Genomic DNA, 20854 nt, shown 5'->3' on the forward strand with positions numbered 1-20854 from the left:
ATGGGATTCTTATGACCCAGGTCAATTCGACTCGCTGCCTGCACCGGGTCCTTTTCATGTTTCCGCTGGGGCGGAGCTGCAGAGGGCTGCGGGAAGCTTGTAAAATAAACGGAAAGCGACGGAAACAGCATGAAAACTCGACAAGTGAAGGTCTTGGGAACCGGGGCCTATCTGCCGGAAAAGCGGGTAACCGCGGAAGATTTGGATAGAAGGCTCGGCAAATCCGAAGGCTGGGTGTATAAAAAATCGGGAGTAAAGGTCAGGCATTACGCGGAAAACGAGAGCGTTTCGCAGATGGGGGCGAAGGCCGCTTTCGCGGCACTGGCGGACGCAGGTCTGGATGCGGAGCGGCTCGACTGCATCGTTTGTACGAATGCGGTTCCGGAGCAGCCCATACCGTGTACGGCGGCGCTGATCCAAAGTGAAATGAAGCTGGGCGATTCGGGCATTCCGTGTCTGGACGTCAACTCCACCTGCCTGTCGTTTCTCGCCGGTCTGGATCTGATTTCCTATCTGATCGACGCGGGCCGGTATGAGCGTGTCCTGCTGGTGGCTCCGGAAATCGCTTCGGTCGGCCTGAATTACAGCCAGTCGGAAAGCGCGATCCTGTTCGGGGACGGAGCGGCCGCCGTGGTAGTCGGGAAAACGCCTGAGGGCGAAAGCTCGGGGATCGTGGCTTCCCGTATCGAAACCTACGGCTCCGGCGCGGCGCTCTCCGAGGTGCGGGGGGGCGGCTCCAAGCTGCCCTCGATCGCGTACGAGCCGGATCGTATCGCGGATTTCCTGTTCGATATGCAGGGGGAAGCCCTGTTTAAGAAGACGTCCAAGCTGCTGCCCGAATTTCTGAAAAAGCTGTTCGGAGAAGGCGGCGTCACGCTTGAAGACGTCGCCCTCGTCATTCCCCATCAGGGAAGCGCCATGGCGATGAGGCTGCTTCAGCGAAAGCTGCGGATTCCGGACGACAAATTGATGAATATCATCGAGCATCACGGCAATATGATTGCGGCCTCGCTGCCGATGGGGCTGCACGAAGCGATCCGGCTGGGCCGGCTGAAACGCGGAGACTTGACGGCCGTTATCGGCATCTCGGCCGGGCTGTCCCTGGGCGGGATTCTTCTTGAGTACTAGCAAGAAGTCCGGAAGCCGCCGCATCCTCATTACCGGCGGCCGGGCCCCTGCCGCGCTGGATTTGGCCCGCCAGCTATCGGCCCTCGGCCATACGATTTATGCGGCCGACAGTCTGGCAAGCCCTCTGCTGCGCTTTTCGCGCTGCATAGAGAAGTTTATCCGCATTCCGGGCCCGCGGGATAATCCGTCCGCTTTTGCGGAAGCGCTGCAGGCAATCGTCCGGGAGCAGAGCATCGACCTGCTGATCCCGACGTGCGAAGAGATTTATTATATCGCTCAAATAAAGAACAAGCTGCAGGGCTGCACCGTGCTGACCGATGATTTCGGCAAGCTGATCGCCCTTCATGATAAAGCGTCCTTTATCCGACGGGTGGAGGAGATGGGGCTGCCTGCACCCCATACGGTCCTTCTGGAAACGGAGGAGGACATGCACGCGCTTCTGGAACGGGAGGGCGCGCGGAAATGGGTGCTGAAGCCTGTTTTCTCCAGATTCGCGAATCACGTACGTCTGTACAGCCCGGGTAAAGTTCGGCCCCGGATTAACGTCTCGCGTGCGAATCCCTGGATCGCTCAGCATTTCGTCGTAGGGCGGGAATACTGCGTCTATGCCATTACCCACAAGGGCCGGTTGACCGCGTATGGAGATTACGCCGCGGATTTCACGGCGGGACGGGGCGCGGCTATTTATTTCAAAACCTGCGGCCGGCAGGATCTCTTCGGATGGGTGGAGCATTTTGTCCGGGAAATCCGGTTTACGGGACAGATCGCGTTTGACTTTATCGTCAATGAAGCCGGCGTTATTTATCCGCTGGAGTGCAATCCGCGGGCAACGAGCGGGCTGCATCTGTTTACGCCCGATGAGGGAATAGACCGGGCCCTGATGGACTGCACGGACACGGTTATAAGCCCTTCACCCGGCGGCCGTCCCGCGATGATTGCCGCCGCGATGCTGATGTACGGGGCGGCCGCGTGCGGAACGCCTGCCGGGCTGCGCCGCTGGATCGCAGGCCTTGTGCGGGGCAGGGATGTGATTTTCAGTCCGGGCGACTGGGGACCCGCTCTGGCCCAAGGCCGGATTTTGCTGGACTTATGGAGAGAAGCGCGGGCAAAACGCGTGCCTCTTAAAGAGATTACCACTTACGACATCGAATGGAATGGTACCTATGAAAGCGTTAGTGACGGGGGCGACAGGTTTTCTCGGAGGAAATCTGATCCGCCGCCTGCTGGAGGAAGGTTATGAGGTGACGGCGGTCGGCCGCAACCCGGAAGCCGGAAGAAGGCTGGCGCAAGAAGGCGCCGGCTTCGTGCGGATAGACCTGGCGTCGGAAGAAATGCCGGAGGCCGTCCGCGGCCACGAGATTGTTTTCCACTGCGGAGCGATGTCCTCTCCGTGGGGAGCTTACCGCGATTTCTACACGTCCAATGTGACCGGGACGCGGCAGATCATCCGGGGCTGCATGAAGCACGGCGTCCGGCGGCTCGTTAATGTGTCCACCCCGTCGATCTATTTCGACTACCGGGACCGCTACGGTATCTCCGAAGAAGAACCGCTGCCGATGAGAGGCGTCAATGCCTACGCGCAGACGAAACGTCTGGCGGAAAGCGAACTGGACGCCGCCCGCAAGGCCGGTCTTCCGGTGATCACGATCCGGCCGAGAGGGCTCTTCGGTCCCGGGGACACGGCGATTTTTCCGCGTCTGCTGCGGGCCAACGAGGAGAAGTTCGTACCCGTTTTCGGCGGCGGACGCGCGTTTATGGATGTCACCTACGTGGACAACGTGACGGAAGCGCTTCTGTGCTGCGCCCGTGCCGACAAGACCTGTGACGGGCAGAAGTATAACATCACCAACGGAGAGCCCGTCTATGTGTACGAGCTGCTGGCGGAGCTTTTCCGGCTGCTGGAGATGCCGTTCCGCGCCCGGAAGGTTCCGTATCCAGCAGCCTACGGAGCGGCGGCGGCGATGGAAGCGTTCGCCGCACTTCCTTTCGCGCGCAAAGAACCGATGCTCACGAGATACACGGTGGCGCTGCTGGCCTTCAGCCAGACGCTCGATATTTCCAAAGCGGAGCGGGAGCTCGGCTACAAGCCCCGGGTTTCCGTCGAGGACGGCATCCGGCGGTTCAGCCTATGGTGGCGGGAACGGGAGGGACACGCATGAAGCTGACGATGCACTGCACGGGTGCCTGCAAGCAGTTGGAGATCCTGTCTGTCCGCGGGGGGAAATGGCGGTCCGTCGCGTTTCCCGGCCTTTTTGCCATGCTTGAACATCCGTCCAAAGGGTTAATTTTGTTTGATACGGGATATTCTCCGCGTTTTGCGGAGGCGACACGCCGGCTGCCCTATACGCTGTACCGCTGGACCACTCCGGTGGAGACGAGGGAACATCTAACCGCCGCGGAGCATGTAAGGGCGGCCGGATACGCTCCGGAGGATGTGACTGCGGTCATCATTTCGCATTTTCATGCGGATCACATCTGCGGGCTGGCGGACTTTCCGAACGCGAAGTTCATCTGCTCGAAAGCGGGCTATGATTCGGTCGCTTCCTTAAAAGGGCTGGCTGCGGTAAAAAGAGCGGTGCTCCCGGACTTGATTCCTCCCGGTTTCGAGACCCGGGCAAACTGGGTGGAGCAGTGCCCGGAAGCGGCGCTGCCCGCCGCGTGCCGCCCGTTCGAGCGGGGCTGGGACCTCTTTGGCGACGGGAGTGTGACCGCCGTGGATCTTTCCGGCCATGCCGCTCACCAGATAGGCGTCTTCCTGAGGGGAGCGGACGGAAATCCCGTGCTGCTCGGCGCGGACGCAAGCTGGTCGGCAGAGGCCGTGCGTGAAAACCGGCTGCCCAGTCCGCCCGCTTTTATTTTGTTCGACGGGAAGCAGGACTACAAACGTACTTTCGGCAATCTCGTGGAGCTGCACCGCAGGCAGCCGGAGATGCGCCTTCTTTTTACCCACTGTGCGGAAGCCTGGGAACTCTGCGGAAAGGAGGGCATTGAACTCCTGTGAAACTTATCCTGCTGCTCAAACAATACGCCCTGACCAAATGGAACGGGCAAAGATGGAAAAGCCGGGAAGACCTTGAGGCTTGGCAAAACGCACGGGTTCGGGCTTTTCTGGAAGAAACCCGGCGCAAGTCGCCTTTCTACGCCAGCCTGTTTGAAGGCCTCCCGCTGGATAGCTGGCGCGAATGGCCGACTATAGACAAGACGGCCATGATGGACGCCTTCGACGAGCTGAACACCGCGGGCATCACGAAGGACGAAGCGCTCCATGCGGCCCTTCAAGCCGAGCGGGAGCGCGACTTTACCCCCGAGCTGAACGGGGTTACCGTCGGGCTTTCCTCCGGCACGTCGGGCAACCGCGGGCTGTTCATCGTCAGCGCCGAGGAAAGAGCGGCGTGGGCGGGCGCCGCCCTGGCGAGAGCTCTGCCGGGTTCCCTGCTGCGGAAGCACCGGATCGCCTTTTTTCTCCGGGCGGACAGCAACCTGTACCAGACGGTGCAGTCCCGGAGAATCCGGTTCAGCTTCTTCGACATGATCCGCCCGGTCCCGGAGCATATCGAGCGGCTCGGTCGGCTGCAGCCGACTCTCCTGATCGCCCCGCCGTCCATGCTCCGTCTGCTGGCGGAAGCGAAGCAGAGAGGGGAATTGGCGATTGCGCCGGACAAAATCATTTCCGTCGCGGAAGTGCTGGAACCGGTCGACCGGCAGGTGATCGAGCTTGCTTTCCGGACCCGGGTGCATCAGATTTATCAATGCACCGAAGGGTTTCTTGGCGCAACCTGCGAACACGGGACGCTCCATCTCAATGAGGATATTGCCGTCATCCAGCGGGAGTACGTAGATTCCGGGCGGCGGACGTTTATGCCGGTGATTACGGATTTTTCCCGTACATCCCAGCCCATCATCCGCTACCGGCTGAACGATCTGCTCACGCTCCGGGACGAACCTTGTCCCTGCGGTTCGGTGTTCACGGCGGTCGAATCCGTCAGCGGACGCACGGACGACTTGTTCTTCGGCCGGAGTATGGACGGAGGCCAGGACGTTCCGGTCTTTCCGGATTTCATCCGGCGGGCGGTGATGCTGGCTTCGGACGGAATCACCGAATATAAAGTCATCCAGCGCGATCGGGAACGTCTGGAGGTATCGGTCCGCACGAAAGAAGGAGTGCCGGACGTCACCGGACCGCTCCGGCGGGAACTGGCCGGGATTTTCGCCCGGCACGGCTGCAGGCCTCCGGAAATCACGTTTGCGCCTTACTCGTTCCAGCCCGGATTAACGAAATTGCGCAGAATTGAGCGCGCCTATGCCGTAGAGCCGGATATGACGGCAAGAGACGGGCGGATCGGCAGCGCATGAATGTGCTCCTCACAGGCTGCCGCTCCTACACGGCGCTGGATCTGGCGAGGCGGTTCCGGGACTCCGGGTGGAACGTATTTGCCGCGGACAGTGTCAAATTTCCGGTGTGCCGCGGCTCGCGGGCGGTAAAAGAATTCTTCCATGTCCCTTCTCCGAGAGAAGGATACCGGGAATTTATTGCCGCGCTGGCGGCCGTTATCCGGTCTGCCGGAATCGATCTGCTCCTGCCTACGAGCGAGGAAATCTTTTATATCGCCCATGGGCGGGAAAAGCTGGCCCGGTACTGCCGCGTGTTCTGCGACGATTTCGAAGTCCTGAAATCGCTGCACAACAAATGGACATTCTCCGGGCTGACGGAAGGAATGTCCGCGCAGACGCCGGAGACACAGCTGCTCACATCCGCCGTTCAATTGAACGAACTCGGCGATCCGTCCGCATTCGCGTTCAAACCGGTGTACAGCCGCTTCGCTTCGGAGGCCCTTCTGGCTCCTTCCCGGCTGCCGGAGGGCTTTGAGCCGTCCGCGGACCGGCCCTGGATCGCGCAGCGGTACATACGCGGCCGGGAGCTGTGCAGCTACCACTTGGCCGTGGACGGCGAAATCGCCGCGTACGGCTCCTACGAGCCCTTGTACCGGCTCGGCCGGGCTTCCGGCTACTACTTCAAGCCGGTTCATCGCGAAAAAATCGACCGCTTCGCGGCCGAACTGGTCCGCAAGCTTGATTTTACAGGGCATGTGGCATTCGATTACATAGAAGATAAGGACGGCACCCTGCACGTGCTGGAATGCAACCCGAGGGCGACGAGCGGACTGCATCTCGCAGACACCGCCGAACTGATGAAGCCGTTCGGCCCCAGGGGAGAACGGCTTTCCGAAGTGACCGGGGGAAAACATTTTGCCGTCGGCCGTACTCCCTTGGAAAATCCGGCGGGAATCCGGATAAGCACCGGAAGTACCGGAAGCACCGGAAGCGCGGAGCACGCGGAAGCTCGCCCGATGATCGGGTATGCGATGCTGGCGAATCCCTTTTACCACGGCTTCAACCCTTCAGGCATCGGGCGGTGGTTCAACGATTTCCGGCATGGGCGCGATATGCTTTTCAGCAGGCAAGACCCGTGGGTGCCGCTGCTGCATGCGGGCAGTCTGGCCGAAACGGTTTTCGACTCGCTGCGCAGGCGGATCTCTATTAAAGATGCGGCAACCGCCGATATCGAATGGGACGGAGAAGCTTTGAACTGAGGGTATGCTGCGCTGCTGCGGCCCTTCTTTCAGGATAAGACCGATGACAGAACAGGAGGTGCCTGCCGTTGCGGGACTATTTTTTCGACGAAGTGTTCGTTAAACAAGCGGGGGCGGCGGAGAGAATTTTGGAGCAATTCCTTCAAACTTGGAAGCAGCCTTTGTCTGAAGAAGAAATTCAGGAAATCGCCGCGAGACAGAAAAATCCTTTTCCGGCAAACTCGCCCTATTACAATCAATATATTCCGATCGATCCGACAAGATGGCGTATGCCGCAGGGGGAACTGCCGGGCGCATATGCGGAATTCCTGCGTTACTCGGACGGTGGGGAGTTTCAGAACGGGGAACGATATTTCCAGTTTTTCTCCACTTCCGATTTCCGTGAGATGAACCTGGCGTACGAGCTGCCCGAATACATGCCGTTATCCGTTTCTTTTGCGATGGACGGCTGCGGCAACCATTATCTTTTCGATATGAGAAAAGCGCCGGTGGAAGGCGAATATCCTATCCTTGCCGCTCATTCGGGAAATCTGGGGTACGACGATTGCGTCCGGGTGGCGGATTCCTTCGAGGCGCTTTGCCGGGGAAGAAGCTCGCTGGACGAAGAATTAGACAGCCGTTACACGTAAACGGCCGGGGAGGTAGCGCATGACACAGCCGGCTGAATCTATGCAAGGGCAGGCAGGACAAACGCCGCGAAACGGAGTTGGAGCGGGAGCCGGGGTTTACCCCTCGAACGAAACCGGTCCGGGTAAAAATCATCCGGCGAACGCAGTGACGGCGGCTTACACCGAGCCGCTGATCGGCAAAGGCGCCGATGCGTATATCCGGAATGTCCGGACGAAGGTGGAACTGGTCCGGGCCGGGGAGCAGCTGCTTCCCGTGACGGTGAACGAAACGGAGTATGACAACTCGTATGTTTGCTCGCCTTATTCGACTTATGTGTCCTACGCGCTGGAAGAGCTGGTGCTGTTCAAAAGCGAGCTGCTGAAAGGCGCGCTGCGGGGAGTGATCGGCATCCTTTCGCCGCTGCTGAAAATCGCCCGGATCAACCGGAACGTACACGTCAATAACTGGCTGCTCTCGACGAATTTATATGAAGAGCTGCCGAAAGAGGATATTCGTGCGCTGACCGCCGGGCTGCTGGAACGTTTTCCGTCGCATGCGGTCATTTTCAGATCGCTGAACGAGGTGACGAATCCGCAGCTGATGAAAGACCTGACCGGACTGGGGTGGATTCTCGTTCCGAGCCGGCAGGTGTATTTTTTCGAGGGGCGCGAGCCGGATTATCTGCACAAACCGAACAATGTGTGGGACCGGAAGCTGCTCCGGCGCTCGCCGCTGCGGATTGTGGAGCACGAAGAGATCGAGCCGTCCGATTATCCGCGCATCGTGGAGCTTTACGAGGATTTGTACATCCGTAAATATTCCCGGCTAAATCCGCGTTTTACGGAGGAGTACATCGCCAATTGCCATCGGCAGAGGCTGCTGCGGATCCGAGGTTTGAGGGACAGCTCGGGGGTACTGCAGGGCGTAATCGGCTGTTTCGATAAAGCCGGTGTCATTACGGCGCCGCTGGTCGGTTACAACACTGCTCTTCCGCAAAAGGAAGGGCTGTACCGGATGCTGATGAGCCTGGTGCTGACCCGGGCCGCCGAGGAAGGGAAGCTGCTGCACTTAAGCTCCGGCGCCGCGCACTTCAAACGGATCCGGGGAGGGCGCCCGGCCATCGAATACAGCGCCGTCTACATCCGGCATCTGCCTCTGAGGCGGCGGGCCGTATGGCTCGGATTGAGTCATCTTTTGAATGGAGTTGGGGTACCCGTGATGAGGAAGTACCGGTTATGAATCTAACGAGGAACGACGTTTGCCAGACGGACGCCGGGAAGGAAGTTGTCTATGCCGAGCTGAAAAAGCACTGGCTCCCGCTCTGTCCGTCGCGGGACCTTAAGCGGAGGCCGCTCGGGCTGACGGTGCTTGACGTGCCGCTCGTCCTGTTCCGCACGGAAGAGGGCGCGCACGCGCTGCTGGACCGCTGCCCGCACCGGAACGTGCCGCTTTCGGGAGGCAGGCTGAAAGCGGGGAAGCTGGTCTGCCCCTACCACGGGTGGGAGTTCGACGGGGCAGGAGCCTGCACCCGGGTACCGGGGCTGTGCACGTTCAAGCCGGGTCCGCACCACGACGCTTCGCCGGCGGCCTTGCTCGAGCGGGACGGCTTTCTGTGGGTCCGGCTCGGCGGAGAGGCGGGGTCGGGGGAACCGCGGGAAGTATCCGTTCGGGAGCCTCTGGCCCTGCCGTTTATGAACAACCCGGAGTATTACTCCTTCGTCTGGAAAACGGCCGTCCGGGGTTCCCTGCTTAACGCGGCGGAAAATTTGCTGGACGCCACGCACACGCATTATGTCCACGCCGGCCTCATCCGTACGGACAGCGGCCGCCAGACCGTGAACGCCCGCATCCGGGCGGAGGGCGCCGCCGTCGAAATCGAATATACCGGCGAATCCGGGCAGGCCGGTCTGATTTCGCGTTTATTCGAGCGGGACAGGCAGCGGAGCTTCGGCCGGTTTTATATGCCCGGCGTCGCCCAGATCGAATACTCTTCCGCCAAAGGTTTGACGCTGCTTATTACGGCCGTGATGAGGCCGACTTCGTTCGCTTACCAGGATGTTTATGCCGTTATCACGATGAAGCGCGGCCGGTTCACGAACGGGCTGAAGAAGCGGGTGCTGACTCCTTTTCTGAAAAAAGCCTTGAATCAGGACATCGCCATCGTAGAAACCCAGCAGCGAACCATCGAGCGGTGGGGCGGGGAAAGCTTTCATTCCACGCAGGCGGACCTGATCCGTCCTTATCTGGAACAGCTTATGAAGGGAAAGGTATACGACGTCCCTTATGAGAAGAAGGTCCAGTTGTTTGTGTAAGGCTATCTATCCAGTATTTTCTATCAAAATCTTGGGGCTTTCCGGTAAATGTTGCTATTTCCGTGAATTTAGATGGGATTTCTAGAAATATTCTGTTTTTTCGAAACCTTTACGCCTGAAAGAGCCGGAAATATAGTACACTTAGAAAGAATCATTATCTGAAAGTATAGAAAGCTGTGTGATAGCTATGACAGACAAGTACCCGAACCCATCCGGTTTTTATAATAATATAGAAGAAGCCGCCGCACATATTATTGATGTCGTCAGCGGGCTGCTACAAGTCAATACGATCTTCATCGCCACTAACGACGGGCAAACGAATACGATACTGAAAGCATTTAACCGGCGGGAACAGCTCGTGAACGAAGGGGACGAGCTTCCTTTCGACATCAGCTACTGCAGTCTCGTGGGACGCCGTGGGGGCGAGCCTCTCGTTATTTCCGACACGGCTTCCAGTCCGCTTACCGCGGAGCTGGAAGTCACCCGTGCGCTCGGAAGCCGTTCTTTTATCGGGCTGCCGATTATTTTGAAGAACGGACAATTTTACGGCACGATCTGTATTCTCGATCATCCGTCTTATCCCGTTTCGGAGACCGATCTCAAAACGCTGAGCGCCATGGCGGTCTTTCTTGCCCATGTAGTGGAGCTTGAACATGCGGTCTCGGAGCTGCGGGAAGCCCAGCAAGTTCTCCGGGAATCCCATGCCGCGTCCGAGCAGTCGTCCAAGATCAAGAGCAAGCTTCTTGCCATGATCGGGCAGGAGATCAAGACCCCGATGACAGGCATCATGGGCATGACGGATCTGATGCAGGATACGGAGCTGAGCGAAGAGCAGAAGAGCTACATGAACATCATTGAAACGAGCAACAACTCGCTGCTTAACCTGGTTACGGACATTCTGGATTATAGCAAAATGGAATCGGGCGGAGTGGCGGTGGAGGCGGAGCCTTTCGAACTGCTTCCTGCTCTGGAAGAAGTCGTGAATCTCTACGAAATCCGAAATGCGAGGGGACGGAAAGTTCGTCTCGACGCGGCGCCGGGACTTCCTTCCGTCGTAGTCGGCGATCCGGTGAAGATCCGGGATGTGCTGGTCAAATTGCTTGATCATGCCTCCAAGAACGCCCGGTCCGGCGAACTTACCTTGACGGCGGTCAATCTGCCGGATACGGAGCATCCAGATGCTCATCATATCCGCTTTGCCGTCAAAGCGCCGCTCATTACACCCGATAAGCTGGAGTTCCTGCTGGAAACGGCCGGCGGCAAAGCAGGCGGATCGTCCGTTCCCATTTATGAAACGAGTCTGGATCTGGCAATCAGCAAAAAGCTGGTCGACCTCATGGAAGGCCAAATCTGGACGGAGAGCGACAGGCAAAAAGAAACCGATTTGATCTTCTCCCTTACGCTGAGCAGGTATGCCGAAGCGGCCGAAGCTGCGGAATTGAAAGAATTTAAATAAAAGATGACAGAAGCGCCCCGCGTTTCTGTCATCTTTTTTTCGTTTGGCGGTCATACTTGTTTTATCGAGAAGGAATATGGAAAGAACGCGACAAATTATAAAACGAAATGGAGACAGAGGAGGGAAGTCCATGAATGCCGATCATAAATGGAGTGCCATCCGGGCGTCGCTTCCGCAGTGGGTCGAAGAAAGCCGCAAGCTGACTTCCCGGGGAAACGTGGCGTCATACATTCCGGAGCTTGCCAAATCACCGGCGTCCGCACTGGGCATTCACCTGCTGAACGGACAGGGGGAACATTTGTCCGCTGGGGACTGCGGGCTGCCTTTTACGATGCAGAGTATTTCCAAAGTGTTTACGCTGATACTGGCGCTAATGGATCACGGGGAAGAAACCGTCTTCTCCAAGGTCGGAAAAGAGCCGACGGGCGACGATTTTAACTCCATGCTGAAACTGGAGCTGGTCGAGCCGGGCATCCCGTTTAATCCCTTGATCAACGCGGGAGCGATCGCCGTATCTTCATTAATCAAAGGCGACGGACCCGAGGCGAAGTCGGCGAGAGTACTGTCGTTTTTCCGGGAGATCGCCGCAAACGACAAGCTGGATTATGACGAGGCGGTATACCGGTCGGAAAATGAAACCGGGCATATGAACCGTTCGCTGGCGTATTTCCTGAAGGAGAACGAGGTTCTGGACGGCAGTGTCGAAGAAGTTCTCCAGGTATATTTCCGCCACTGCTCGATCCGGGTCACATGCGGCGACCTGTCGCGGATGGCCTTGGTTCTCGCTTTTGACGGACAAGATCCGCTTACGGGGAAAACGCTCATTCCGCGGCGCTTCGTACAGATCGCCAAAACGTTCATGACCACTTGCGGGATGTACAACGCTTCCGGGGAGTTCGCCATCAGCGTCGGACTGCCGGCCAAAAGCGGCGTTTCCGGCGGCATTCTGACCCTCGTGCCCGGCCGCTACGGAATCGGGGTTATCGGGCCGGCGCTTAATCACAAAGGCAACAGCGTTGCGGGCGTCGATCTGCTTGAGAAGCTGTCGGGTCGCTTTGACTGGAGCTTGTTTTAAATCGGTTTATTTCTGCCTTGCGCGTGGGGCTTTGGCCTTTCCGTGGCGGCTTTTGGCGCGTGAGCGGGCGGATAACCGGAGCTCGATCCATTGGAGCTTTACTTCAAGCTCCTTTAAGTTTTGCTGGATTTCCAGGTTCTCCTGCTCGGCTTTATAATTGATGGCGATGTCGAGCATCTGCTCCTGTTTGTCCTTGGCGGCCTGGCGGTTCTGGCTTTTCTGAATCAGTGTCGATTGAAACAGGGAAAGGATGGACAGGGAGAAGCTCAAAATAAACAACGAATTTCTTTCGCTGTTGACGAGCAACCACACCGTAATGGTTACGGCGGATGCCGTAACAAACCACCAGCTGCCGGCCAGGACAGCAACGTGATCGGCCAGCCGGTCCCAGCGGCTCGTCTTTTTCTCCTGCTGCTCGTGCAGATGCGCTTTGATCTTCCCCTGATAGTCGCGGACCATTTCGGTGACGCGCTCGACATCCTCTTTGTGCAGCTTCTGCCGGGGATATTTCTCCAACTGTTTGAAAAGCTGTTCTTCGGAAGTTCTCTCCGGCTCGTTTTTATTCCTCATGGTGTCTGTTCCTCCCGGTTTCTTAACATCTTTTATTTTTCTTGAAAAGGTTAGCCAATTTAAGTGAATGGGGGTAAAATAGTGAATTACCCGGTCCGCTAATCCTTTTAACTGGAAAAGAATAGGGGAGCCGGCAATGCTCCTCCACGGACAGGGCAGAATAAGCGGACCCATACTACTAAACGACAAGGGAGAAGCCCAATGCGCGCTATCGCGATGCTTCAAAATCCTAAACAGAGAAAACTGCTGTTCAGCGCCGGTTTAAGCTGGCTGTTCGATGCCATGGATGTAGGCATTATTTCGTTTATCGTCGCGGCTCTGACGGTCCACTGGAAGCTCAGTGCGGGTCAGGTTGGTGTACTGACCAGTCTTAACTCGGTCGGAATGGCCTTCGGGGCGGCGATAGCCGGCTATTTGGCCGACCGCTACGGGCGCAAGTCCGTCCTGCTGTGGACGCTGCTTATTTTTTCGGCCGCCAGCGGCTTGTCCGCTCTGGCCGCCAGTTTTACCGTCCTCTGCATCCTGCGGTTTATCGCGGGTGTCGGACTGGGCGGGGAGCTTCCCGTCGCGTCCACGCTCGTGTCGGAGAGTATGCCCGCGCAGGACAGGGGAAGAGCGGTCGTGCTGCTCGAAAGCTTCTGGGCGGGAGGCTGGATTCTGGCGGCGCTGATCGCATACTTCGTCATCCCGAAGTACGGCTGGCAGTCCGCTTTCGTCATCGGGGCCTTGCCCGCGCTTTACGCGCTGTATTTGAGGCGGGCGATTGAAGATCCTCCGAGGTTCCGGAAAGAACGGTCGGGAGAAACTTCATTTGCCGCGAAAGTGAAATCAGTCTGGTCCCGCGATTACCGCCGGTCGACCGTGATGCTGTGGGTGTTGTGGTTTACGGTTGTATTTTCGTACTACGGCATGTTCCTGTGGCTTCCTACGGTGATGGTGCTGAAAGGCTTTACGCTCGTCAAAAGCTTTCAGTATGTGCTCATCATGACACTCGCTCAGCTGCCGGGTTATTTTACGGCCGCGTATTTTATCGAGAAATTCGGCCGCAAATTCGTTCTGGTCACCTATCTTGTGCTGACCGCGTTAAGCGCCGTATGGTTTGGCGGTGCTTCCACGGAAGGCATGCTGATCGCCGCGGGCATGTGCTTGTCTTTCTTCAACCTCGGAGCCTGGGGCGGGCTGTACGCCTATACGCCGGAGCTGTATCCGACAGGTATCCGCTCGACGGGTGCGGGACTTGCCGCTTCGTTCGGACGGATAGGAGGCATCGTCGCACCGCTGCTGGTCGGTGTACTCGTCGGCTGGGGAATCGGCATTCAGGCGATTTTCATCCTCTTTTTCGTCGTGATCCTTATCGGCGCGTCGGCCGTGCTGTTCTGGGGGGACGAGACCAAGGGCAAGGAGCTTTCTTCCTGACCGGAGGCGGACGCAGATTTGTGACATGGAGTTCCAAAACGGGCGGCGCTTGTAAAAAAGCGTATCTCAGCGAACGGCGGGGATACCGGGCATTTGTTGCGGCGCGAAACTCTTCAAAGGATTGTCTCCTCAGGGGACAATCCTTTTTTACCGGCGGAAGATCTTCCAGGGCGGCAGATGAGGCTGGTTGCCGGAAACGAAGGGCATCCCGAAGAGAGGACATGCGGGTGATTTCCGTAAAGCGGCGCCATAAGACGCACCGGAGCTGCACGAAGAGACTTTACAAGATCGCTCTCGTTGTGCTACTTTAGATAAAGACCAATCATCCTATGTTTGGAGGTTTACGAAATATGCTGGAAAAACCGAAAAAATCAACGCTGGTTGAGCAGGTTGCGGATCAGCTGCAAACTTTAATCGAATCCGGCCAGTGGCCCGTCGGAACGCGTATTCCTCCGGAACCGGAGCTGTCGGAGGCGCTCGGCGTCAGCCGCAATACGATCCGCGAAGCCGTGCGGGCCATGGTTCATGCGGGGCTGCTTCAGACGAAGCAGGGGGACGGCACGTATGTGTGCTCGTCCAGTGTCCTTGGCGTCGTTCTGCAGAAGAGGGTCAGGCAATCCACCCTGGCAGAGACGCTGGAAGTCCGGCAGGCGCTGGAACGCGAAGCGGCAAGACTTGCGGCGGAGCGCAGAACGGATGAAGACGTCGCCTCTCTGGAGCTTCATCTGAAAGCGTGCGCGGCGGCCGCGGAAGCCGGGGACATGGCGGCCTATTCGGGCGCGGATATCCGGCTTCACCAGGCAGTCGTCACAGCGGCGCACAACGAGCTGTTCAGCGAGCTTTATGAGCATATGACCGATGCGCTGGATCATTCCGTCCGGAGTCTGACGGGGCTTCTCCCGGAAGTCGGACTCTATTACCGCAGTCACGCCAAAATGATCGACGCCATCGTCCGGCAGGACGTGGAACGAGCCGCAGAGGCGGTCCACGAATATATCTCGCAATCGAGAAATGATTTGAAACGCTTGGAGGAACAATCATGAACACCCGGGAAATGACACAATCCGAAGAACTTCCGCTGGCGCGGCAGGATCAAGATACGGCGCGGACCGCCGGCTGGCTGCTGATCGTCGGCATTCTGTTTATCGGAGCCGTACTGAGAGCTCCGCTCACATCCGTCGGTCCTTTGATCGGCACCATTAAGGGAGAGCTCGGCATCTCCAATACGCTGGCAGGCACTTTAACGACGCTGCCTCTGCTGATGTTCGCCGTCATCTCCCCGTTTGCGCCCAGATGGGCGCGAAAGTACGGAATCGAGACGGTCCTGCTCGCCGCGGCCGCAATCTTGACGGCCGGAATCTTACTCCGTTCGGCGTCTGGGGCAGGTACGCTCTTTCTGGGAACCGCCCTGCTTGGAGTTGCCATCGCCCTGTGCAACGTGCTGCTTCCCAGTCTGATCAAGCGGGATTTTCCCGCCCGGATCGGCCTGATGACCGGCGTATACTCCGTGTCGATGAACTTGAGCGGCGCGGCGGCTTCCGGCATCAGCGTGCCGGCGGCGAACAGCCTGGGCCTCGGCTGGAAAGGCGCTCTGGGAGCTTGGGCCGCGCTGAGCGTTCTTGCCCTGCTCTTCTGGCTGCCGCAGGTGACCGGCATCCGCAAAGCGCGCCAAGGGGCACGGGTGTCCGCCGTTTCGGGGAACTCCTCCGGCGGCAAAGCTATTTCCGTCTGGAAATCGCCGCTGGCCTGGAAAGTCACCTTGTTCATGGGACTTCAGTCGACGTTCTTCTACGCGTTCGTCGCCTGGCTGCCGGCTGTCCTGAACACCAGAGGACTTTCCGCGGGGTATGCCGGATGGATGCTTTCCCTGATGCAGCTGGCGCTCCTGCCCGTTACGTTCGTCGTGCCCATCCTGGCGGCCAGAATGGCCAATCAGCGGTTCCTGGTTACTCTCACGTCCGTGCTGTTCCTGGCGGGGATTCTCGGACTGCTGCTGGGAAGCACCGCTCTGGTGCCGCTGTGGATCATCCTGACAGGCATAGCCGGGGGCTGCGCATTCAGTCTGGCGATGATGTTCTTCAGCCTGCGTACGCGAAGCGCCCAGCAGTCCGCCGATCTGTCCGGCATGGCGCAATCGTTCGGTTACCTGCTGGCAGCCGCAGGCCCGATTCTGTTCGGGTTCCTGCATGACACGACAGGCGGGTGGACGACCCCGCTTCTCCTGCTCGCCGCAATCGCCGTTCTGCTCTTCGTAGTCGGCCAGGGTGCCGCGGCCAACCGGTTCGTCGGAGAAGAACGCGGGGCCGAATGAAGGCTTTACGTTTTACGCGTTTACGAGATCCGAAAGAAATACGGCGTTCATTTATGGTAAGATAGGGGGGCATGGACCCGTTAAATGGAGTGAGGCTTTTTGACGAAAAAACAAATTAAACTCATACTCGCTTTCGGACTGTTCGTTGTCCTGATGATCGCCGTGAAAAACGCGGGTTCTTTCCTTGTCTATACGGAAGAACCGGTTAAATCCGATGTGATCCTCGTTCTCTCGGGAGACAGGGGGGAAAGGACGGAGAAAGGTGCCGAGCTGTACAAAAACGGAGTTGCCCCGTATCTCATGTTTTCCGGAGGCGAAGTGTACCGGAACAGCAGAATGGCCGATCTCATGAAAGAACACGCGATGGAACTTGGCGTTCCCGAGCAAGCTATCGTCCTGGAGGACCGGGCGGACAGCACGTATGAAAATGCGGTATTTTCCAAAAAAGTCATCGAGAAACATGCGTTCAAATCCGTGACCGTCGTTTCTTCGGACTACCATATGAGAAGGGTTAAGCTCCTTTTCGACCGGGCGTTCAAAGATTCCGGCATTCGGCTGCATTACGCGGCCGCCCCCGATAAAAATTTTACTCCCCGGAAATGGTGGGGCAACAACAAGAGCCTGATGGTTACTTTCACGGAGTATCTGAAGTTAACCGGCTATTTTTTCGGCAAAAATTCATAAGTGTAAAAGCCGCGCTTTCTGCGGCTTTTTTTTATTTGGCGGGAACGGCATGGCCCGGGTGTCCCGGATACACGTCCTTGCGAATACGCTGGTGTGCAAAAAAATCAAGCCTGCATCCGCGCCGCGCAAGGCTCCCGGCACGCGATGCCGGGCCTCACATAAGGCGATCAGCCGCATGTTACTTCGCTATGGAGCGGCACGGCAATAATTGCGTCCGAAACGGAGAGCCTGTACTAAGCTTCGCCCGCTGTGAATACAGATGAGTATAAGGCTGATTGAACATGAGAACCGGCCTGCCGTTTTCGCTGTTTTCGGCCGATTTGGCCTATTTATAGACGAGGAGATGAACCGGTAGATGGACCAGACGACTCCCGCAACCGCAATTCTGGGCATAGGCACGGCAGTTCCGGCCTACCCGCTGAAACAATCGGAAGTAGTCCTCCGGTTGGCACAGGCTTTGGAACGTTATCCCGATTCCGCCCGCTGGGCCAAACGGCTCTTCAAACAGTGCGGTGTTGAAACCCGGTACACCTGCGAACCCGGTCTTCTGGCGCCGGCTTCTTCATGCCGCTATCTGCCGGATACGGAGCCGGGTCTTATCCCGTCGACTGCCGAACGGATGGCGGTTTATAAAAGAGAATCGGTGCCGCTGGCGCGTCAAGCGGCCGGACAGGCGCTGGCGGACAGCGGTATTTCGGTCTCGGACATCACACATCTGATTACCGTCAGCTGTACGGGGCAGTTCCTGCCGGGACTGGACGCCTCGCTTGTACAAGAGCTAGGCCTGTCCAGGGAAGTCTCTCGGATTCCGCTTCAATTCATCGGATGCGCGGCAGGACTGCGTGCCGTATGCCTGGCTCGCGAAATAGCGGATTCCGATCCGCTGGCGAACGTGCTGATCGTTAGCGTCGAATTGTGCACGCTGCATATACAGCCGTCCGGCTGTAAAGAAGCTCTTTTCGGAGCGTCGTTTTTCGGGGACGGCGCGTCCGCCTGCGTAATCGGACGCACGGGAAAATCGCGGCAGGGGATATTCGGGCTGGGGAATCACCGTTCCGTCCTCATTCCGGAAGCGGCGGAGGAAATGACCTGGGAAGTCGGCAATTTCGGCTTCGACTTGTATTTGTCCCCGGCTATTCCCAAGCTCATTACGAACCGGATTCCGCAGGAGATCGGTAAACTGCTGGACGGGGAACACTTTCCCGGGCTGTGGGCGATTCATCCAGGAGGCAAAGGGATCGTGGATGCGGTCGCGCAGGTATACGGCCTGACTGAAGAGCAGACTGCGCCCAGCAGACAAGTGCTGCGGGACTTCGGGAACCTCTCTTCCGCAACGATTCTTTTCGTCCTGCAGCAGATGCGGACGGAGCTTCGGACGGCGAGGGCGGATGCCGCCGACGGGATCGCGCTTGCCTTCGGCCCCGGCCTTACGGCGGAGCTTATCCGGTTCACCTACATACCGGTAGGCGCTGCGCGGGAGAAAACAGCGGATGCCGCCGTTTGACCGCTTGCGCAGACGTTCGCCGGAAGCGGAGTATATGGATGATCTCACCTGCGGAGGAGCCGAGCTTACGGAGGCTTTACGGCATCTCCGCAGGCTCAACCGTCTGTTTGCGGCGTCCGGCCCGACCCTGTACGGGATCGAGAAATTGTGGACGGCAGCCGGAAAGCCGCCAGAACTGTCCGTGCTTGATATCGGTTCCGGCTCGGGCGACGTTAACCGTCACGTGCTCCGGTGGGCGGACGACCGCAAGATACGCGTGACCGTCACCTTATGCGATATTACAGAAGAAGCCTGCGAAGAGGCACGGCGTATGTTCCGCGGCGAACCGAGAGTGGAGATCCGGCGGGTCAGTTTGTTCGAGCTTCCCGAAGGCTGCGCCGATATTGTGACCGGCACCCAGTTTCTCCATCACTTCTCCCCGGACGAGCTCCCAGGTGTCGTTCGCACGATGCTCCGTGCGTCCCGCCTCGGCGTCGCCGTTAACGATATTCACCGTCACTGGCTGGCCTGGTCCGCCGTCTGGCTGGCTTCCCGCGTTTTGTCGGGAAACCGCTACATCCGCCATGACGGACCGCTATCCGTCGCCAAAGGCTTCTCGCCTGAGGATTGGTCCGTTCTCGGGAAAGCACTGGAGACGCCCGGTTATCACGTCTCCTGGAGACCGCTGTTCCGTTATGCGGTCGTGATTCCCCGGCAGCAGCCGGATGCGGGAACGGAGCCTAAGCCATGAACGTAACCGAGACGGACGTTGCCGTTCTGGGTGCGGGCTTAGCCGGAAGCCTTATCGCCAAAAGCTTGGCGGAGAAAGGATGGCGGACGCTGCTTGTGGACCGGCACCGCTTTCCCCGCCATAAGGTGTGCGGGGAGTTTCTGTCGCCGGAAGTCCGGCAGACGCTGGATGCCGCCGGTCTGCTGGACCGCGTGTCGGCCCTTCGCCCTGCCCGGGTGGAGCGGGCGCGGCTGATTTCCGCGGAAGGCGGCCATGTCGACATCCCGTTGCCGGGAACCGCTATGGGACTGAGCCGCTTCCGGCTTGACGAAGCGCTGCATGAGGCTGCCGCAGCGGCGGGAGCCCGGGTCCTGACCTCAGCGGCGGTTCTCTCGGTTACGAGGCTCGCCGATGAAAGCTGCGAGGTAAGAGTGAAGAGAGAGGACGGCATGGAGGTCATCCGGGCCCGCACGGTTATTGCCGCCTGGGGAGCGAACGGGCAGGCTCTCGTAACCGGTGCTTGCTGCCCGGGTGACTACGGCGGGGGGAGATTTTCCGGAGGGCCGGGGAGTCTGCAGGGGTCACAAGGAACGTCGATCCTGACAAGAATGGAGACGGAGAGGCCGTTAAATTCTTTTATGCCGTTAAATTTGCTGGACCCGGCAGATCAGAAAAGCCTGGCTAGCTCATCAAACCGGACAAAACGGGCAAACACGACAGACCCGGCGACCCCGGCAATCCAGACAACCCCAACAGACCCAACAGACCCAATAACCCCGGCAACCCAGGGAAAACAAGCCCGCTCCACCCGAGAGGGACGTACCCGCCGAGCCCTGAACGCGTGGAAACGCAGCTCCCCCGACTATATGGGCGTCAAATCTCATTACACGGGAATCGAGATAGGGCCGGTCGTCGAGCTGTATCTCTTTCCCGGCGGCTACCTGGGGCTGTGCCCCATAGAAGACGGCCTCGTCAACGTCTCCGCGCTGCTGTCGCGGGATGCGTTCCGCGGCGCGGGCAAGAGCGTGCTCGCCCTGCTGGAAGCCGCCGCGCAGCGGTGCCCTCCGCTTCATGCGAAGCTGAAGCGGGGTCTGCCTGTGCCGGGTGCACAGGCAGCGGTCGCGCCGGTGAAGCTGAACCGGCGCCTGAACCCCTGGGACATGGTGCCGCGCCTGGGGGATTCATCGGCGATGATTCCCCCGCTGTGCGGAGACGGCATGTCCATGGCCCTCCGCTCGGCGCGGCTGTGCGCCCCCCTGGCAGACGACTATCTGCGGGGGAAGCTCAGCCTTGCCGGTTGGGAAGAGCAGTACGTCCGCGCCGTTAAGCGGACGTTCGGGAGGCCGCTGAGGTGGGGACGGCTGCTTCAGTCTTCCCTCGATAGTCCGGCCGCGGTGCGCTTGCTGCTGCGTCTTGCGCAGCTTTCGCCGGGCATGGCCTCCGGATTATTGGAGGCCACCCGGCTGAAGCCGGAAGGAGAATACTAATC

19 protein-coding genes are annotated in these 20854 nt (G+C 58.7%); 18 read left to right on the forward strand and 1 reads right to left on the reverse strand.

Features of this window, described 5'->3' with window-relative positions; all coding sequences use genetic code 11:
- Positions 1-129: 129 nt before the first annotated feature.
- From ACI48J_RS11030 to glsA, 11 genes are all read left to right on the forward strand, one after another.
- Positions 130-1128: a beta-ketoacyl-ACP synthase III gene (locus ACI48J_RS11030; protein WP_405082765.1), complete on the forward strand. Its 999-nt coding sequence runs from the start codon at positions 130-132 to the stop codon at positions 1126-1128.
- Complete coding sequence (locus ACI48J_RS11035; RefSeq protein WP_405082766.1) at positions 1118-2368, forward strand: ATP-grasp domain-containing protein; 1251 nt, start codon at positions 1118-1120, stop codon at positions 2366-2368. The genes ACI48J_RS11030 and ACI48J_RS11035 overlap by 11 nt, the downstream gene beginning before the upstream one ends.
- A complete protein-coding gene (locus ACI48J_RS11040) occupies positions 2292-3287 on the forward strand; it encodes an NAD-dependent epimerase/dehydratase family protein (RefSeq protein ID WP_405082767.1) in 996 nt (331 codons plus the stop codon). The genes ACI48J_RS11035 and ACI48J_RS11040 overlap by 77 nt, the downstream gene beginning before the upstream one ends.
- The gene (locus ACI48J_RS11045; protein WP_405082768.1) at positions 3284-4129 is read left to right on the forward strand and encodes an MBL fold metallo-hydrolase; all 846 of its coding nucleotides are present in this window, start codon (positions 3284-3286) and stop codon (positions 4127-4129) included. Before ACI48J_RS11040 ends, ACI48J_RS11045 begins: the two co-directional genes overlap by 4 nt.
- Positions 4126-5481, forward strand: a complete 1356-nt coding sequence (locus tag ACI48J_RS11050; RefSeq protein WP_405082769.1) for a F390 synthetase-related protein — start codon at positions 4126-4128, stop codon at positions 5479-5481. The genes ACI48J_RS11045 and ACI48J_RS11050 overlap by 4 nt, the downstream gene beginning before the upstream one ends.
- Complete coding sequence (locus ACI48J_RS11055; protein WP_405082770.1) at positions 5478-6719, forward strand: ATP-dependent carboxylate-amine ligase; 1242 nt, start codon at positions 5478-5480, stop codon at positions 6717-6719. Before ACI48J_RS11050 ends, ACI48J_RS11055 begins: the two co-directional genes overlap by 4 nt.
- A gap of 68 nt (positions 6720-6787) precedes the next feature.
- Positions 6788-7348 (forward strand): SMI1/KNR4 family protein, encoded by a 561-nt coding sequence (locus ACI48J_RS11060; RefSeq protein ID WP_405082771.1) that lies wholly within the window; start codon positions 6788-6790, stop codon positions 7346-7348.
- Between the two features lie 19 nt (positions 7349-7367).
- On the forward strand, positions 7368-8567 hold the full coding sequence (locus ACI48J_RS11065) for a GNAT family N-acetyltransferase (RefSeq protein WP_405082772.1): 1200 nt from the start codon (positions 7368-7370) through the stop codon (positions 8565-8567).
- On the forward strand, positions 8564-9640 hold the full coding sequence (locus ACI48J_RS11070) for a Rieske 2Fe-2S domain-containing protein (protein WP_405082773.1): 1077 nt from the start codon (positions 8564-8566) through the stop codon (positions 9638-9640). The genes ACI48J_RS11065 and ACI48J_RS11070 overlap by 4 nt, the downstream gene beginning before the upstream one ends.
- A gap of 187 nt (positions 9641-9827) precedes the next feature.
- A complete protein-coding gene (locus ACI48J_RS11075; RefSeq protein WP_405082774.1) occupies positions 9828-11096 on the forward strand; it encodes a GAF domain-containing sensor histidine kinase in 1269 nt (422 codons plus the stop codon).
- A 130-nt stretch (positions 11097-11226) separates the two neighbouring features.
- Positions 11227-12171 carry a glutaminase A gene (glsA, locus tag ACI48J_RS11080; RefSeq protein WP_405082775.1) on the forward strand — a complete coding sequence of 315 codons (945 nt, stop codon included), beginning with the start codon at positions 11227-11229 and terminating at the stop codon, positions 12169-12171.
- Between the two features lie 6 nt (positions 12172-12177).
- On the opposite strand, the gene ACI48J_RS11085 is transcribed toward glsA, so the two are convergent.
- Entirely contained in the window at positions 12178-12741 is a 564-nt protein-coding gene (locus tag ACI48J_RS11085) for a DUF1003 domain-containing protein (RefSeq protein ID WP_405082776.1), read from the reverse strand.
- Positions 12742-12942: 201 nt separating this feature from the next.
- Between ACI48J_RS11085 and ACI48J_RS11090 the strand changes: the two genes are divergently transcribed.
- From ACI48J_RS11090 to ACI48J_RS11120, 7 genes are all read left to right on the forward strand, one after another.
- Positions 12943-14157 carry an MFS transporter gene (locus ACI48J_RS11090; protein ID WP_326050336.1) on the forward strand — a complete coding sequence of 405 codons (1215 nt, stop codon included), beginning with the start codon at positions 12943-12945 and terminating at the stop codon, positions 14155-14157.
- Positions 14158-14507: 350 nt separating this feature from the next.
- Positions 14508-15200: a FadR/GntR family transcriptional regulator gene (locus ACI48J_RS11095; RefSeq protein WP_405082777.1), complete on the forward strand. Its 693-nt coding sequence runs from the start codon at positions 14508-14510 to the stop codon at positions 15198-15200.
- Positions 15197-16468 (forward strand): CynX/NimT family MFS transporter, encoded by a 1272-nt coding sequence (locus ACI48J_RS11100; protein WP_405082778.1) that lies wholly within the window; start codon positions 15197-15199, stop codon positions 16466-16468. Before ACI48J_RS11095 ends, ACI48J_RS11100 begins: the two co-directional genes overlap by 4 nt.
- Before the next feature lie 99 nt (positions 16469-16567).
- A complete protein-coding gene (locus ACI48J_RS11105) occupies positions 16568-17152 on the forward strand; it encodes a YdcF family protein (protein ID WP_405082779.1) in 585 nt (194 codons plus the stop codon).
- A 355-nt stretch (positions 17153-17507) separates the two neighbouring features.
- On the forward strand, positions 17508-18656 hold the full coding sequence (locus ACI48J_RS11110; protein ID WP_405082780.1) for a type III polyketide synthase: 1149 nt from the start codon (positions 17508-17510) through the stop codon (positions 18654-18656).
- Positions 18643-19386: a methyltransferase domain-containing protein gene (locus tag ACI48J_RS11115; protein WP_405082781.1), complete on the forward strand. Its 744-nt coding sequence runs from the start codon at positions 18643-18645 to the stop codon at positions 19384-19386. The genes ACI48J_RS11110 and ACI48J_RS11115 overlap by 14 nt, the downstream gene beginning before the upstream one ends.
- A complete protein-coding gene (locus ACI48J_RS11120; protein ID WP_405082782.1) occupies positions 19383-20852 on the forward strand; it encodes an NAD(P)/FAD-dependent oxidoreductase in 1470 nt (489 codons plus the stop codon). Before ACI48J_RS11115 ends, ACI48J_RS11120 begins: the two co-directional genes overlap by 4 nt.
- The last annotated feature ends 2 nt before the right edge of the window (positions 20853-20854 follow it).

This window comes from Paenibacillus chitinolyticus, assembly GCF_045038035.1.
GTDB lineage: Bacteria > Bacillota > Bacilli > Paenibacillales > NBRC-103111 > Paenibacillus_F > Paenibacillus_F chitinolyticus_A.